General features: G+C 70.9%; 15 protein-coding genes. 3 read left to right on the top strand and 12 right to left on the bottom strand.

Annotated elements, in window-relative coordinates; translation table 11 throughout:
• Window positions 1-54: 54 nt before the first annotated feature.
• The 7 genes from JNB50_RS25115 to fae are packed head-to-tail and all read right to left on the bottom strand — an operon-like array spanning window position 55 to window position 6,712.
• Window positions 55-195, bottom strand: coding sequence for a hypothetical protein (locus JNB50_RS25115; RefSeq protein WP_243768493.1), 141 nt, complete (start codon window positions 193-195; stop codon window positions 55-57).
• A gap of 13 nt (window positions 196-208) precedes the next feature.
• Window positions 209-1,471 (bottom strand): FGGY family carbohydrate kinase, encoded by a 1,263-nt coding sequence (locus JNB50_RS25800; RefSeq protein WP_208040969.1) that lies wholly within the window; start codon window positions 1,469-1,471, stop codon window positions 209-211.
• A gap of 4 nt (window positions 1,472-1,475) precedes the next feature.
• Window positions 1,476-2,939 carry an FAD-binding oxidoreductase gene (locus JNB50_RS14915; RefSeq protein ID WP_208040970.1) on the bottom strand — a complete coding sequence of 488 codons (1,464 nt, stop codon included), beginning with the start codon at window positions 2,937-2,939 and terminating at the stop codon, window positions 1,476-1,478.
• 44 nt (window positions 2,940-2,983) lie between these two features.
• Window positions 2,984-3,760, bottom strand: coding sequence for an SDR family oxidoreductase (locus tag JNB50_RS14920; RefSeq protein WP_208040971.1), 777 nt, complete (start codon window positions 3,758-3,760; stop codon window positions 2,984-2,986).
• 3 nt (window positions 3,761-3,763) lie between these two features.
• Window positions 3,764-5,248: an NAD-dependent succinate-semialdehyde dehydrogenase gene (locus JNB50_RS14925; RefSeq protein WP_208040972.1), complete on the bottom strand. Its 1,485-nt coding sequence runs from the start codon at window positions 5,246-5,248 to the stop codon at window positions 3,764-3,766.
• Complete coding sequence (locus JNB50_RS14930) at window positions 5,245-6,177, bottom strand: NAD(P)-dependent oxidoreductase (protein ID WP_208040973.1); 933 nt, start codon at window positions 6,175-6,177, stop codon at window positions 5,245-5,247. Before JNB50_RS14930 ends, JNB50_RS14925 begins: the two co-directional genes overlap by 4 nt.
• Before the next feature lie 34 nt (window positions 6,178-6,211).
• On the bottom strand, window positions 6,212-6,712 hold the full coding sequence (gene fae, locus JNB50_RS14935; RefSeq protein ID WP_208040974.1) for a formaldehyde-activating enzyme: 501 nt from the start codon (window positions 6,710-6,712) through the stop codon (window positions 6,212-6,214).
• A gap of 110 nt (window positions 6,713-6,822) precedes the next feature.
• Between fae and JNB50_RS14940 the strand changes: the two genes are divergently transcribed.
• The 3 genes from JNB50_RS14940 (at window position 6,823) to JNB50_RS25805 (ending at window position 9,737) form a co-directional block, all read left to right on the top strand.
• A complete protein-coding gene (locus JNB50_RS14940) occupies window positions 6,823-7,665 on the top strand; it encodes an IclR family transcriptional regulator (RefSeq protein ID WP_208040975.1) in 843 nt (280 codons plus the stop codon).
• 111 nt (window positions 7,666-7,776) lie between these two features.
• Complete coding sequence (locus JNB50_RS14945; RefSeq protein ID WP_208040976.1) at window positions 7,777-9,150, top strand: MFS transporter; 1,374 nt, start codon at window positions 7,777-7,779, stop codon at window positions 9,148-9,150.
• Window positions 9,147-9,737 (top strand): YigZ family protein, encoded by a 591-nt coding sequence (locus tag JNB50_RS25805; protein WP_208040977.1) that lies wholly within the window; start codon window positions 9,147-9,149, stop codon window positions 9,735-9,737. Before JNB50_RS14945 ends, JNB50_RS25805 begins: the two co-directional genes overlap by 4 nt.
• A 66-nt stretch (window positions 9,738-9,803) precedes the next feature.
• Here the strand turns inward: JNB50_RS25805 and JNB50_RS14955 are convergent, their stop codons facing one another.
• The 5 genes from JNB50_RS14955 to JNB50_RS14975 form a co-directional block, all read right to left on the bottom strand.
• Window positions 9,804-11,201 carry an NAD(P)/FAD-dependent oxidoreductase gene (locus tag JNB50_RS14955; RefSeq protein ID WP_208040978.1) on the bottom strand — a complete coding sequence of 466 codons (1,398 nt, stop codon included), beginning with the start codon at window positions 11,199-11,201 and terminating at the stop codon, window positions 9,804-9,806.
• 38 nt (window positions 11,202-11,239) lie between these two features.
• Window positions 11,240-12,565: a S8 family serine peptidase gene (locus tag JNB50_RS14960; protein ID WP_374222266.1), complete on the bottom strand. Its 1,326-nt coding sequence runs from the start codon at window positions 12,563-12,565 to the stop codon at window positions 11,240-11,242.
• Window positions 12,544-13,056 carry a DUF501 domain-containing protein gene (locus JNB50_RS14965; RefSeq protein WP_208040979.1) on the bottom strand — a complete coding sequence of 171 codons (513 nt, stop codon included), beginning with the start codon at window positions 13,054-13,056 and terminating at the stop codon, window positions 12,544-12,546. Before JNB50_RS14965 ends, JNB50_RS14960 begins: the two co-directional genes overlap by 22 nt.
• Window positions 13,056-13,619: a septum formation initiator family protein gene (locus JNB50_RS14970; RefSeq protein ID WP_208040980.1), complete on the bottom strand. Its 564-nt coding sequence runs from the start codon at window positions 13,617-13,619 to the stop codon at window positions 13,056-13,058. The genes JNB50_RS14965 and JNB50_RS14970 overlap by 1 nt, the downstream gene beginning before the upstream one ends.
• A 109-nt stretch (window positions 13,620-13,728) precedes the next feature.
• Complete coding sequence (locus JNB50_RS14975) at window positions 13,729-13,986, bottom strand: hypothetical protein (RefSeq protein ID WP_208040981.1); 258 nt, start codon at window positions 13,984-13,986, stop codon at window positions 13,729-13,731.
• Between the last annotated feature and the right edge of the window lie 90 nt (window positions 13,987-14,076).

Raw genomic sequence — 14,076 nt, forward strand, 5'->3', positions numbered from 1 at the left:
CCCTCCGGTCCTCCGGCCCAGCACGGGTACTGAACCGATGAGTTCGATACCAGGCTAGCAGCGGGGAGCGCCGGTGTCTGCGAGCTCCTCCTCCAGCGCGCGGACGACCTCGCGCGTGCGCCGGTGCGACGCGCGCAGCCGGGCGTGGATCGCGGGATCGGCGGACGCGGACACCGGCTCGCCGAGCCGGGTCATCGCGGCGACCGCCTCATCCCACCCGGGGTGGAGGCCGGCGCCGACCGCCGCGCAGATCGCTGCGCCGACTCCGGCGGCGTCGTCCACGGTCGCACGCCGCACCGGCAGCCGAAGCGCGTCGGCCAGCGAGGAGGCGAGAACGTTCGATGATGATCAGTTCCGCGAACGACCGGCCGAGTCCGGCGGCCATCGCATCGATGTTGTCGGCCATCTCGAACGCGATGCCCTCCAGGATGGCGCGGTACAGGTGCGCGCGACCGTTCGCGCCCGAGAATCCGAGCAGCGCCCCGCGCCGTGAGGGCGCGTCATCGGGGGCGAGCCAGTCGAGCACGGCACGCACACCGTCGCTGCCGGGAGGCAGCAGTGCCGCCTCCGTGTCGAGCCGCGCCTCCAGGTCGTACATGGCGTCGTCTCCGGAGGCCTCGCCTGCGCGGTCCCCCTCCAGCAGTGAGCGCAGCCAGCTCACGGTCCACATCCCGCGTCGGATCCCGGCGCTCTCGGCGAGGTACTGGCCCGGCCGCGAACCGAAATTCGTCCAGAACCCCGCGCCGGCTGCCCTGCCCTCGCCGACGGTCATCGACGAGATGTAGGTGCCCAGCGACAAGAGAACCTGATCGGGAGACGCCAGGCCGGCGCCGAGCGCCTCCACCGCTTTGTCGTTGCCCGTCGCGAACACGGGCACACCCTCGGGCAGCCCGGTCGACGCGGCCGCCTCCGCCGTCACCGTACCGAGGAGGTCGCCCGGATCCACCAGCTCGACGAGGAGGTCGCGCGACATCCCCGTGCGCTCCCGCTCCGCCGGGTCGTCCGACCAGCGCCAGGTGGCCTGGTCGATCGGCCACACGCCCTGGTAGTTCGACGCGGTATCGCGGAAGCGTCCCGTGAGCCGATGGGTCACGTAGCCGGACGAGGTGGTCACCCGCGCGACACCCTGGCGTGCGATGTAGGGCCGGCCGACGCTCGCGTCCATCCAGCTCGACATCGGCTCGACGAGCGTCCCGTCTGCGGCCAGAAGCGCGCGGCAGAAACGGATGGTGCACAACCCCACCCCGACGATCCGGCCGCGGTCGCCCGTGAAACGGTCGAGGGCGACCCGGCAGGCCTCGGCGATCGAGGTCCACACGTCGTCGTCCGGATGCACGACCCGACCGGGCGCCGGGTGCGCGTACGGTCGCAGGGCCACGCGCGCCGAGGCGTGGATCGCGCCGTGCTCGTCCACGACGAGCACCTTCGTGCTCTGCGAGCCGTTGTCGATGGCGACGACGAACGAGGTCACCTGTTCACGGCTCCAGAGGGAAGATGGTGCCCGGATTCATGATGCCGTTCGGATCGAGCGCTGCCTTGAGCCGCAGCAGCAGCTCGTACGAGGAACCGTGCTCCTCGGCCGTCCAGTCGGTGCGGTACTTGCCGATGCCGTGGTGGTGGACCATCGAGCCGCCCAGCCGGAGCGCCTCCTCGACGATGATCGCGTTGAGCGGCTTGTGGTAGAGCTCGATCTCGTCGCGCGGCTCGCACGTGATGTCGTAGTCGTAGACAAAGTACAGGTTCGTCCCGGTCTGATAGCTGTGCGACGAGTGCGCGCCGAGCATGGTCAGGTCGGCGGCTCTCGGGAACTCCTGGCGCACCCGGTCCATGACGGCACGATACAGCGCGTCCACGTTCGACCAGTCGACGGAGACCTCCGTCGTGTAGCCGAGGTGGTTGGTCTCCAGCATCGTGCGCTTCTCGTCGTCGATCTTGTCCTGACCCCAGTTGAGGTGGTCGAACCACGATCGGATGCGCTCCTCGGGCACCGCGGTGAAGTCCCCGCCGGAGAACTGCGAGCGGATCGCCTCCGCCGTGGCGTCGGCGATCGGCACCGGCCCCTCGGCCACCAGCACGACGACGCTCTTGCCGTCGAAGAAGTCGGCGAAGTGCTGGCGTGCGTCCTCCGGCGAGTAGAGCCGTGCAACGGACGGGCGGTACCCGGAGGTGACCAGCTCGCGCAGTCCCTCGACACCGGCGGTGAAGTCGTCGGTGAGGAACCCGAAGAAGCGGTAGCTCTCCGGCTGGAACCGGAAGACCTTGACGGTGACCTCTGTGATGAAGAAGAGGGCTCCCTCGTTGCCGACGACGAGGTGACGGAGATCCGGCCCCGCCGCCCGTCGGGGGACGTTCTTGATCCGGGTGACGGTCCCGTCGGGCAGGACGGCCTCCAGCCCGACCACCATGTCCTCGATGCCGCCGTACAGCGTCGAGAACTGGCCGATCGACCGGGTGGCGGTCAGGCCGCCGTACTGGGCGAGCGGCTTGGACTGGGGCGAGTGGCCCGTCGTCAGCCCCTGAGCTCGCAGGGTGTCCTCCAGCCGCTGCAGGGGGACGCCGCACTGGACGGTCACCATCATGTCGACGGGATCGACTTCGAGCACGGCGTCCATCCGCGAGCCGTCGAGCACGATCGAGTCGGCGACCACGGTTTCCAGGCCGCCCTCGGTGGCGGTGCGGCCGGTGCGCGGCACGACGGCGACGAGGTTCTCGTCGGCGAAGCGCAGCACGGCTGCGACCTCGTCGGTCGAGCGCGGGAAGGCGATCGCCGAGGGGAAGGGTCCGTCGAAGATCCCGTGCACGGCGGTGTACTTCTTGAAGCGGTCGACGCTCGCCTCGCGCAGCGCGGTCTCGTCGGTGGAGACCTGCTCTGCGCCGAGCAGGGAGGTCAGGCCCTCGACGATCTGATCGCGGGTGAGCGGGGAACGGGATGCGGCCATGGTCGTATCTCCTGGGGTGTGTTGTGCGGTCAGGTCTGGATGGGTCAACGGACGAGGTAGCCGCCGTCGACGACGAGGGTGTGCCCGGTGACATAGTCGGCGGCGGAACTGGACAGGAAGACGAGAGCGCCCATCAGGTCGGCGGGGTCTCCCCAGCGACCGGCCGGAACATGGTCGACGATGCGCGCGTTCGCCGCAGCGTCGGAGCGGGTCTTCGCGGTGAGCGCGGTCGAGAAGTACCCGGGCGCGATGGCGTTGACCTGGATGCCGTGCTCGCCGAGCTCGTCGGCGTAGGCCTTCGTGAAGCCGACGATCCCGGCCTTCGTGGCGGCGTACGCCGGTGAGCCCTTGCCGCCGAGGAACGAGAACAACGACGCGATGTTCACGATCTTCCCCGAGCCCTGCGGGATCATCTGCCGGGCTGCGGCGTGGGCGAATTCGAAGGCCGCCGTGAGGTTCACCGCGACCATCGGATCCCATTTGTCCCGGCCGAACCCCTCGACGTCGTCGAGCAGGTTGATGCCGGCGGAGTTGACCAGGATGTCGAGGCCGCCGAGGTGCGCGACGCACTCGTCGACCATCCGTTGCGGCACACCGGCCCCAGTGATGTCGGCCTGCGCGAAGGCGTACCGACCGCCGCGCTCCTCGACCAGGCGGGCGGTCGTGCCGTCGTCGTCGGCCAGGCCCGGGGCGAAGACGTCGGCCCCCGCCGCGGCCAACGCGACGGAGAACGCACGGCCGAGGCCGCCGTTGCCGCCGGTGACGAGCGCACGCTTGCCCTCCAGCGAGAACAGACCGGAGGTGAAGTCGGTGATGTCCATCGGTCAGCTCCTGTTCGCCGCGAACGGGTCGGCGATGCCGACGTAGGTGGCCTCGAGAAACTCCTCGATGCCTTCGAAGCCGCCCTCCCGGCCGAGGCCGGACTGCTTGACGCCGCCGAACGGCGCCGCCGGGTTCGAGACGACACCGGCGTTGATGCCGAGCATGCCCGTCTCCAACTCCTCAGCCAAACGCAGGGCGCGGTTGAGGTCCTGCGTGTAAGCGAAGGCGACGAGCCCGAACGGGGTGGCGTTCGCCCGCCGAATCGCCTCCTCCTCTGTCGCGAAGGTGGTGATCGGCGCGACAGGGCCGAAGATCTCCTCGTCGAGGATGCGGGCGTCGTGGGGAACCCCGGTCAGCACGGTCGGCGGGTAGAAGTAGCCGGGGCCGTCCGGCCGCACGCCGCCGAGCGCCACCGCGGCGCCGCCCTCGACCGCGCCGGCGACGAGGGACTCGATCTTGTCGCACGTCGCGGCGTCGACCATCGGGCCGATCGTCGAGTCCGGCTCCGTTCCGCGTGCGGGCGTGAACGACCGCATCCGCTCGGTGAACCGCTCGGTGAACTCGTCGACGACCTCCGTGTGCACGAGGAACCGGTTGGCGGCGACGCACGCCTCTCCCCCGTTGCGCATCTTGGCGAGCACCGCGCCGTCGACGGCGGCATCGAGGTCGGCGTCCTCGAACACGATGAACGGGGCGTTGCCGCCGAGTTCCATCGAAACGCGCAGCACCTGGTCCGCGGAGTCCGCGATCAAGCGACGGCCGACCTCCGTGGAGCCCGTGAACGACAGTTTCCGCAGCCGGGAGTCCTTGATCAGGGGGCCGGTCACGGCGCCCGCACGCGTTGTCGGGATGACGTTGAGCACGCCGCGCGGCAGGCCCGCGTCCTCCAGAACGCTCGTCAGCAGGAGCGCGGTGAGCGGGGTGAGCGCCGCAGGCTTCAAGACCATCGTGCAGCCCGCAGCGATCGCGGGGGCGATCTTGCGGGTGGCCATCGCGAGCGGGAAGTTCCATGGCGTGATGAAGAGGCTGGGCCCGACCGGACGCCGGACGACCATCAGGCGGTTCGCGCCGTCCGGTGCGGTGGCGAAACGGCCGGAGATCCGGGAGGCCTCCTCCGAGAACCAGCGCAGGAACTCGGCGCCGTACGCGACCTCGCCGCGTGCCTCCGCCAGGGGCTTGCCCATCTCGAGGGTCATGGCCAGCGCGAAGTCGTCCACCCGCTCGGTCACCGACTCGAACGCCCGGCGCAGGATCTCCGCCCGTGCCCGGGGCGCGGTGCGCGCCCAGTCGCGCTGCGCGGCGTGCGCGGCGGCGAGGGCCGCCTCGCCGTCAGCGGGCGACGCGTCGGCGACGCGGGCGAGCACGCGCTCGGTCGCGGGGTCGATCACGTCGAACTCCGCGCCGGTCGACGCGGGGCGCCAGGCGCCGTCGATGTAGAGCCCGGTCGGGATGCTCGCGAGGAGCTCGTTCTCGCGGTCCGCGGTCATCGGGTCACCTCCTCGGAGACGGTGCGCAGGGGCGCGCCGATCAGGTCTTCGTACAATCTGACGGGCGCCATCTCGCCCGCGCGGTCGCCGTACGCCGCCTTGGCGCGGCGGAACACCTGCTCCACCAGGCCGGACAGCTCGACCGAGACGCCGACCGAGCGCGCCAGGTCGACAGAGAGACCGAGGTCTTTGCAGGCGAGGGCGAGGGCGAAGCCCTCGTCGTAGTCGCCGTGCTCGAGGATCGAACGCACGTCGTGCTCGACGAAGTTGCTGTTGGCAGGACTGGCCACGAGTGCGCTGCGGAGCACCTCGAGGTTCACTCCGGCGCGCACCCCGACCGACAGCACTTCGGCCGTCGCCACCAGGTGCGAGAACCACAGCTGGTTGATCATCAGCTTGACGGCGTACCCGGCGCCGTGCCCCCCGACGTGCAGGATCCGCTCCGGATCGCCCATCGCCTCGAATACCGGGCGCAGCCGGGCGACGTCGTCCGCGTCGCCTCCGATGAAGATCTGCAGCATCCCGCGCGACGCGCCTGCCGACATCCCGCTCACCGGGGCGTCGAGGATGCGCAGCCCGCGGGAGGAGGTGGCGGCGCGGACGCCGTCGGCCACCTCGGGCACCGAGGTCGACATGTCGATCCAGGTGCCGCCGTCGCGGATGCCCGCGAGAACGCCGTCGGCGCCCGTGACCGCGTCCGAGACGTGACGCGGTGTGGGAAGCATGGTGATCACGACGTCGCTGGCTGCGGCGACCTCGGCGGCGGACGACGCCCAGGTCGCCCCGTTCGCGACGAGCTCGTCTGCCGCCTCACGGCGAAGGTCGGTCACGACCAGCGGGAAGCCGGCTTTCTGGAGGTTGCGGGTCATGCCGCTGCCCATGCTGCCGAGGCCGATGAAGCCGATCGTGGGAGGTGGTGTGCCTGTCATTGTTTCCTTGTCCGGGGTGTCGGAGGGCGCGAGGTCAGGACGCGGGCGCCGTGTAGAACGGATTGGCCGGCCGGTCGCGTGCAGCGAGCACATCCGCCACGGCCGGCAGACCTGCGGCGCCGTTGCGGAGGGCGGTCGCCGTGGCCTCCCTGTTGTTGCGGTAAACGGCGTCGGCGTCGTCGGCCCCGGGGTTGACCCAGACGGCCGCGATGACGACCTGCTCGTCAACGGCGTCGGCCGCGATGGTTCCGTCGGCGACGGCGTCGGCGACTCCGGCCGCGACGCCGGCCTGAGCCGGACCCCAGATGAGCGTGCCGTGCGCGTCGCTCGCCGGCGCGGCCTTTGTCACGAAGAGCGTCATCGGCTTGACCGGCACGGACGGCGCCAGGACGGCGACGAACGGGACGTGTCCCGCGCTCGGCGAGGCGAGCGCCGTCGCCCAGGCCGCTCCGGCGGGGCCGGACCGCGCCCCGTTGACCGTGTTGATGTGCGCGGCGTTGACGCCGTCTCCGACGAAGCTCTCGCCGATCTGCATGCGGGGTCCTCTCTGCGTCGAGGTGGGAGGGAGTACCTCACGCTAGAGCGCATCGATGCCATCTGGCCATTCCAGGTTGTGTTTATGGCAACGCCTGCTAGTGTCGCGGCATGACGACGGCCACGGCACCACGACGCAATTCGTCCGGACTCGCGCGCGACATCGAGCTGCTCGAACTCCTCTCGAGCACAGAGGCGGTGGAGGCCGGAGGTCTCGGCGTGATGCGCGTCGCCCAGCTGACCGGCCGCGACAAGGCGATCATCTCCCGGACACTGGCCACACTCGCCGACGCCGGGCTCCTCGATCGCGACGAGGGGACGCTGAACTACCGCCTCGGCTCCCGCCTCTACGCGATCGCCGGGCGCACGGCCGAGACCCGGATGGTGCGCGAGGCCCGGCCGGCGCTCCGGCGGATCGCGCAGATGACCAGGGAGACCACGCACCTCTGCGTTCTGCGCGGCGGCAACGTGCTCACGTTGCTCAGCGAGCTGAGCCCGCACGAGTTCCGCACCACCGGCTGGGAGGGCGTCACGACCGCGGCCTGGCGGACCCCGTCCGGCCGCGTGCTGCTGTCCGACTGGGACTCGGCATCGCTCGCCGAGTGGTACCGCGAGCACGGGCACGACACCGCGATCGTCGGGCCGGTCCCGCCGAACGCAGCCGGCTTCGCCGTGCTCACCGCCCCGCCGGAGTCCAAGGCCGTCGTCACCGACCTCCCGTCGCTCCAGGAGGAGCTCGCGCGCATCCGGTCGAACGGCTACGCCCTGCTCGACGAGGAGCTCGAACTCGGCGTCGTCGGCGCCTCCGCGCCGGTGCGGGACTTCTCCGGCCGGATCGTCGCCGCGCTCAACGTGAGCGCGCCGAAGGTGCGGATCGGAGACCGGCTCACAAGCCTCGGCCGCTACGTTGCGGCGGGGGCACGGGAGCTGTCCCGTTCCCTCGGCGCGGATTGACCAGTATTTGCCATATTTGCAACCAGATTTGTTCTGGTGGCGACCATCAGTACTCTCGTGCCTACCGAAACGGGGCCAACGATCCTCGACGACGAGATTGGTATCACGAGAATGTCCTCCCAGACCCCCACAGGCTTCATCGACGCCCGCCGGCAGACCGATGAGAGCATGAACCCACAAGCCAGACGCTTCCTCACCCGCCTCACGGCGGTCACCGCCGGCGGGATGTTCATCGACGGCTACGTCTTCGCCGTGATCGGCGTGACTCTCGCTCTGCAGACCTTCCGCGACGAGCTCGGAGTCGACGCGTTCTGGCAGGGGATGATCTCCTCCTCGACGCTGATCGGCATCTTCGTCGGCGCCTTCGTCTTCGGCTGGCTCACCGACCGCTACGGACGCCGGCCGCTCTTCGTCGCCGACCTGGTGCTGTTCGCCGGCGCCGCCATCCTGCTGTTCTTCGTGCAGGAGCCGTGGCAGGTGTTCGCGCTCGGCCTCGCGCTCGGCCTCGCCGTGGGCGCGGACTACGCGATCGGCACGCCGTTGCTCTCCGAGTTCTCACCGCGCAGCGCCCGCGGACGTCTCGGCTCCACCCTGCAGATCGCGTGGAACGTCGGGTACGTCGTCGCCTTCCTCATCGGCTACCTCGTCACGGTCTCCCATCCGGAGGCCTGGCGGTGGGTGCTGCTGTCTGCCGCCGTCCCCGCCATCGTCTGCCTGATCGCCCGGCACGGTCTGCCGGAGTCGCCGCGCTGGCTGATGAGCAAGGGCCGCGTCGACGAGGCGCGCGAGGTGCTGGCACGTCTCGGTTGGACGCTCGAGTCGGGCGATTTCCAGGCCGAGACCGGCACCAAGGCCCGAGTCCGCGACTTGTTCGCGCGCGGCCAGCTCGGCCGCACCGTGTTCGTGTGCGTGTTCTGGATCTGCCTGGTGCTCCCCTACTTCGCGATCATCTTCTTCCAGTCCGCGGTGTACGAGACGCTGGGGCTGCAGGACCCGATCCTCACCGCCCTGCTCGGCACCATCGTCGTGGTGTTCGGCGCGATCCTCGGCACCTTCCTGGTCGACCGGGTGGGCCGCCGCAGGCTGCTCATCGTCCCGTTCTGGATCACCGCGGCCGCGCTCCTGGTCGTCACCTTCGAGGCGTTCCTGCCCGCGCCGGTCATCGTGATCTGCTTCTTCGCTTACCTGTTCTCGTACGGCGTCGCCTCCGTGCTGTGCGGCGTCTACCCGATGGAGCTGTTCCCCACGGCGATCCGGACGACGGGCGTCGGCTTCGCGAGCTCCATCAGCCGGATCGGCGCCGCCTTCGGCACGTTCATGTTCCCCCTGGTGCTGGCCTGGAACGTGCAGTTCGCGATGGCGGCCATGGCCGCGGTGTGCGTGATCGGCGCAGTGGTCTCGCAGTTCTTCGCCCCCGAGACGCGGGGCCGCTCGCTGACCGACGTCGCGTCCTCCGACCTGCGGGCGGCTACCGTGAAGGTGTGAGCCGCACCCTCGCCTTCCCCGTGAACTCCGAGCTCGAGATCCGCCGCAGCCGGTTCCTCGGGAGCGCCCTCCCCGTCGCCGACCGGGAGGGCGCTCTCGTCGAGGTCGCACGGCTGCGGGCGGAGCACCCGGGCGCGGCGCACGTCTGCTGGGCGCTGCTGGCGGGCGGCCAGTCCGGGATGTCGGACGACGGCGAGCCGTCGGGCACCGCGGGTCGGCCCATCCTCGAAGTGCTCCGCCACCACGAGCTGGAGGGCGTGCTCGGCGTAGTAGTCCGCTACTTCGGCGGCGTCAAGCTCGGCGCCGGCGGGCTGGTGCGCGCCTACACCGACGCGATCGCGACGGCGCTCGCCGACGCGGAGACGGTCGAACGCGTGCAGGAGACGGTTCTGGAGCTGCGCGCGGACTACGGGGATGCCGAGCGGCTGCGCCGGTGGGCGAACGCCGCAGGCTACCCGGAGCCCGAGGTCGAGTACGGCGCGGACGTCCGCCTCCTGCTGCGCCTGCCGGAGACCGAGCTCGCCGCGGCACGCGAGGCGATCGCCGACCTCGGGCAGGGGCGCGTACGGGTCGACAGCCCGCACTGAGCAGACGACGAAGGCCCGGTCCCTCCACAGGTGAGGGGACCGGGCCTTCGTCGTCAGCGGTGCAGCCTACTTGGCAGCGACCTCCGCCGGCTCCTTCTTCGGAGCGGCCTTCTTGGGGGCCTCCGCCGGCGCGGCCTCGACGGCCGGCTTCGGCCGGGCGGCAAACTCCTCGAAGGCGGCGCGCGGCTGCTGCACGGCCGTCAGCGAGACGACGTCGCGGCCGAGCCAGAAGTTGTTCCACCAGCCCCAGAGCACGCGCCACTTGCGCTCCCAGCTCGGCATCGCGAGGCCGTGGTAGCCACGGTGCGCGAACCAGCCCAGGACGCCCTTGACGGCGAGCTTGCCGGACTGCAGCACACCGATGCCGAGGCCGAGGCCCGCGACCGCGCCGAGGCTCTTGTGGTAGTACTGGCGCGGCAGCTCGCCGCGCAGATCGGCGATGAGGTTCTTCGCGAGCAGCTTGCCCTGGCGCACAGCGTGCTGCGCGTTCGGGACGCAGTAGCCGCCGACGCCCGCACCGGTCAGGTCGGGGACGGCCGAGACGTCGCCGGCACCCCAGGCGCCCTCGACGATCTCCTCGTCGGTGCCCACGCGCAGGTCGGCGCGCACACGTAGCCGGCCGCGCTCCTCGATCGGGAGGTCGGTGTGGCGAACCACGGTCGGGTTGGCCATGACACCGGCCGTCCAGACGATCAGGTCGGTGTCGAAGCTCTCGCCGGTGGACAGCTCGATGTGGCCGTCGACCGCGCTGGTGAGCTGCGTCTCGAGGTGGATCTGCGCGCCGCGCTCCGCGAGGTTCTTGATGACCCAGTGGCTGGTCGGCAGCGACACCTCCGGCATGATCCGGCCCATGGCCTCGATCAGGTGGAAGTGCGTGTCGTCGAACGACAGCTCCGGGTACTTCTTGAGCAGGGCGCTGGCGAACGAGCGCAGCTCGGCGAAGATCTCGATGCCGGCGAAGCCGCCGCCGACGACGACGACGGTCAGGAGGCGGTCGCGCTCCGGGCCCGGGGGCAGAGCCGCCGCCTTGTCGAAGTTCGTCAGCAGGCGGTCGCGGATGAACACGGCCTCCTCGATCGTCTTCAGGCCCACCGCGTTGTCGGCGATGCCCGGGATCGGGAAGGTGCGCGACACGGCTCCGGCCGTGACCACGACGATGTCGTATTCGAACTCGTACGGCTCACCGGCCGCCGGCTCGATGGTCGCGGTCTTCTTCGCGTGGTCGACGTAGCTGACCTTGCCGCTGATGATGTTCGTGCTCTTCAGGTGGCGACGGTGGGCGACCACCGCGTGGCGCGGCTCGATGGAGCCTGCGGCCACCTCGGGGAGGAACGGCTGGTACGTCATGTACGGCAGCGGGTCGACCATGGTGACCTCGGCCTCGCCCTTGCGGAGCTGCTTCTCGAGCTTCCACGCGGTATAGAAACCGGCGTAGCCACCGCCGACGATCAGGATTTTGGGCACAGTAATGCGTCTCCTCAACACGAAAGTATGCGGTTAATCTACCCCCTCCGCACCGCTCGCCTGAAATGCAGCCACGCCCCGACCGCGCCGAGGGCGAGAAGGGCCACGAATCCCGAGATCAGACTGAACGGGAGCCAGAGGGTGGTGAGGACGCTCCATTGCGGCCAGAAGAACGCCCGCCAGGTCACAGGCCGCTCCGGAGCCAAGGCTTTCGGCGCGGGAGCGGCCTCCGCATCGCCGGCGCCCGGCACCGCCGTCGCGGGCGCGTCGGCCCTGCGGTGGATGTGGATCCACTGGGTCAGGTCGCCCATCGGGTTGGCGTTCACGTGCGGCACGGTCGCGGTGACCGCCGCGGCGGCGTCCAGCAGTCCGTAGCCGTACACCGGGCTCGGCACGGCGCCGCCGGCGGGTCGCGCCGTCTTGATGATCCGGTTGATGACGTCCGGCGCCTTCAGGTCGGGATGCGCGGCCCGCACGAGCGCCACCGCGGCGGAGACCAGCGGAGCCGCACCGCTGGTGCCCGCCCACTGCACGTAGCCTCCGCCCGGGTTCGCACCGACCAGCTGCTCGCTCGGTGCGGACACTCCGATCGTGATGCCCTGCGAGGACGCGTCGAACGAGGCCTGGCCCGCGCGGTCCACCCCGGCGACGGTGAGCACGCCCGGGATCGTCGCCGGCGCTCCGACCTCCGTGGTGCCGCTCCCCCGGTTGCCGGCCGCGGCCACCACGACCACGTCGTGCGAGAACGCGTACTGGAACGCGTCGTCCCAGCTGGTCGGCCAGTCGAGGGTGTTGCGGGTGAGCGACATGTTGATGACGGAGGCGCCGTTGTCCACGGCCCAGCGGACGGCCTCCGCGACCTGGTCGTCGCTGCTCACGGCCCCGATGGCGGTGCCGAGCGCGACCGAGGCGGTGAGGATGCTCGCCTGTGGCGCCGCGCCGAGCACGCCGGAGTCGGGGCCGGTGCCGCGCCCGGCGAGCAGGGAGGCCACCCACGTGCCGTGATCCGCCGCCTCCCCCGCGCCGAGCGGCTTCTGCCCGTTGGGCCTGCCGACGCCGGAGACGTCGGCGCCTCCGACGACGGCGCCCGCGAGGTCGGGAACAGACCCGTCGACGCCGGTGTCGATGACCGCGACCTTCACGCCGGCGCCCCTGGTCGTCTGCCAGGCCTTGGTGAAGCCGTAGTCGTTCAGCCAGTACTCCATGTCGCGCACCTGGTCGGCGTGCGCGACGGTCGCCGGCGCCAGCCCGACGGCGAACGCCGTCGCGAGCGCGGCCATGACGAAGGCGACGGTGCGACGTGCCCGGCCGAACCGCGAACCCGGCCGGGAGGTCGCCGGCTTCAGCCGACCTGGATGCGGCACTCGCACACCTCCGGCGACCACCCGCCACGGGCGAGGGCCAGGTCGCCGATCGGGTTGACGCCGGGACCGGCGGCGAGCGCGTGCGCCGCGAGCGCGTGCAGGCACTTGACCCGGGTGGGCATGCCGCCCGCCGAGACGCCCGCGAGCTCCTCCACGACGCCGATCGACTCGCGGTCGGCGAGGTACTGCTCGTGCGCCGCCCGGTACTGCTCGCGCAGCTGTTCGTCCTCGGCCAGGAGGTCGTTGTACTCGTTCATCACCTGTGTGGCCTCCAACTGCGACATGGCGGCCGTGGCGGCGGGGTGGCTCAGGTAGTAGAACGTCGGGAACGGCGTGCCGTCGTCGAGGCGCGGCGCGGTCGAGACGACGGTGGGGCGCCCGCAGACGCAGCGGGCGGCGATCCCGACGACGTTGCGCGCCGGCCGGCCGAGCTGCTCGCTCACGGCCGCGATGTCGGCGTCGGTCACGGGGTCGAACGGGGGTCTGGTCATCACTTGCCGCCTGTGGTGCTGGGAGTGGGGGTGGGAGTCGGGGCCGGCGTGGAGCCGAGCTGTGCGGGCGTCGCGTCGGTGAGACCGGCGCCCATGAACGAACCGAAGAGGGAGCCGACCCAGTCGGTGTGCGTCTTCTGCAGTTTGGAGCTCACCGGGGTCGGGTCCTTCGTCGCCGCGGGCGGCCGGTCGTCGATGACCAGATAGCTGACCTCCCCCGGCATGACGTAGTAGAGGCGATCGCGCGCCTGTGCCCGGATGTAGCTGGGATCGTTCCAGCGCGCGCGCTGCTCCTTGAGCGCGTCGACCCGGGCCGAGAGCTGGTCGACGGCCTTCTGCTGGTCCGCGATCTGCTGCCGTTGCGCCAGGAAGCCCTGCAGCGACGGCGCGAGGATCACGACGGCGAGCACGACGGCTCCCATCATCACCAGGGAGAATGCCGAGAAGTGCAGGCCGCGAAGCCACCGCCCGGTCTCCGACGGCTCGTCGAACGATGCGGCGACGCGTGTGGTGCGGGATGCCCGGGAGCGGGACGCCGGGGTTCGGCCGGACTGCTTCGGCATGGCCCCTCCCGGGTGGTCTCGACGGACGTGGAGGACCGGAAGGCCCCGTGCACAATCGTAGGCGATGCCCGCCAGGAGGCGGCCGTGAGCGCGGGGTGTCGCCGGGCGTTCAGCCAGCTGCCAGCGTGAACACCAGCCGCACGGCGCCGACCGCCAGCAACCCGACGCCGCCGATCGTGAAGACCAGACCGATCGCGCGCGCATCCTTCGCCCGAAAGGCGTGCCGAGCCTCCCGATCGGCGAACAGCGCGGCCGCCCGCTCCGGGCGCCGCAGCAGGTAGGCGCCGAAGACCGCGAACAGCGCGGCGAGCAGCAGGAACAGGGCGAGCGCGAGAATCTCGGCCGGGTGTCCCGCTGCGATGCGCATGGGGTGATTCTCGCAGAGGCCGGCGCCCATGAAGCCACGAAGGGTGAGTAGTCGCGGGAAACCCGAACCGGATTTCCGCGGCTACTCACC

The organism is Leifsonia sp. TF02-11 (genome assembly GCF_017565305.1).
Lineage (GTDB): Bacteria > Actinomycetota > Actinomycetes > Actinomycetales > Microbacteriaceae > Leifsonia.

Bases quoted from the DNA above. Each gene is read 5' to 3' on its own strand.
- JNB50_RS14975 (WP_208040981.1), bottom strand. From the start codon at position 13,986: ATGCGCATCGCAGCGGGACACCCGGCCGAGATTCTCGCGCTCGCCCTG.
- JNB50_RS14930 (WP_208040973.1), bottom strand. From the start codon at position 6,177: ATGACAGGCACACCACCTCCCACGATCGGCTTCATCGGCCTCGGCAGC.
- fae (WP_208040974.1), bottom strand. From the start codon at position 6,712: ATGCAGATCGGCGAGAGCTTCGTCGGAGACGGCGTCAACGCCGCGCAC.
- JNB50_RS14965 (WP_208040979.1), bottom strand. From the start codon at position 13,056: ATGACCAGACCCCCGTTCGACCCCGTGACCGACGCCGACATCGCGGCC.
- JNB50_RS14940 (WP_208040975.1), top strand. From the start codon at position 6,823: ATGACGACGGCCACGGCACCACGACGCAATTCGTCCGGACTCGCGCGC.
- JNB50_RS14970 (WP_208040980.1), bottom strand. From the start codon at position 13,619: ATGCCGAAGCAGTCCGGCCGAACCCCGGCGTCCCGCTCCCGGGCATCC.
- JNB50_RS14915 (WP_208040970.1), bottom strand. From the start codon at position 2,939: ATGGCCGCATCCCGTTCCCCGCTCACCCGCGATCAGATCGTCGAGGGC.
- JNB50_RS14920 (WP_208040971.1), bottom strand. From the start codon at position 3,760: ATGGACATCACCGACTTCACCTCCGGTCTGTTCTCGCTGGAGGGCAAG.
- JNB50_RS14945 (WP_208040976.1), top strand. From the start codon at position 7,777: ATGTCCTCCCAGACCCCCACAGGCTTCATCGACGCCCGCCGGCAGACC.
- JNB50_RS25115 (WP_243768493.1), bottom strand. From the start codon at position 195: ATGACCCGGCTCGGCGAGCCGGTGTCCGCGTCCGCCGATCCCGCGATC.
- JNB50_RS14925 (WP_208040972.1), bottom strand. From the start codon at position 5,248: ATGACCGCGGACCGCGAGAACGAGCTCCTCGCGAGCATCCCGACCGGG.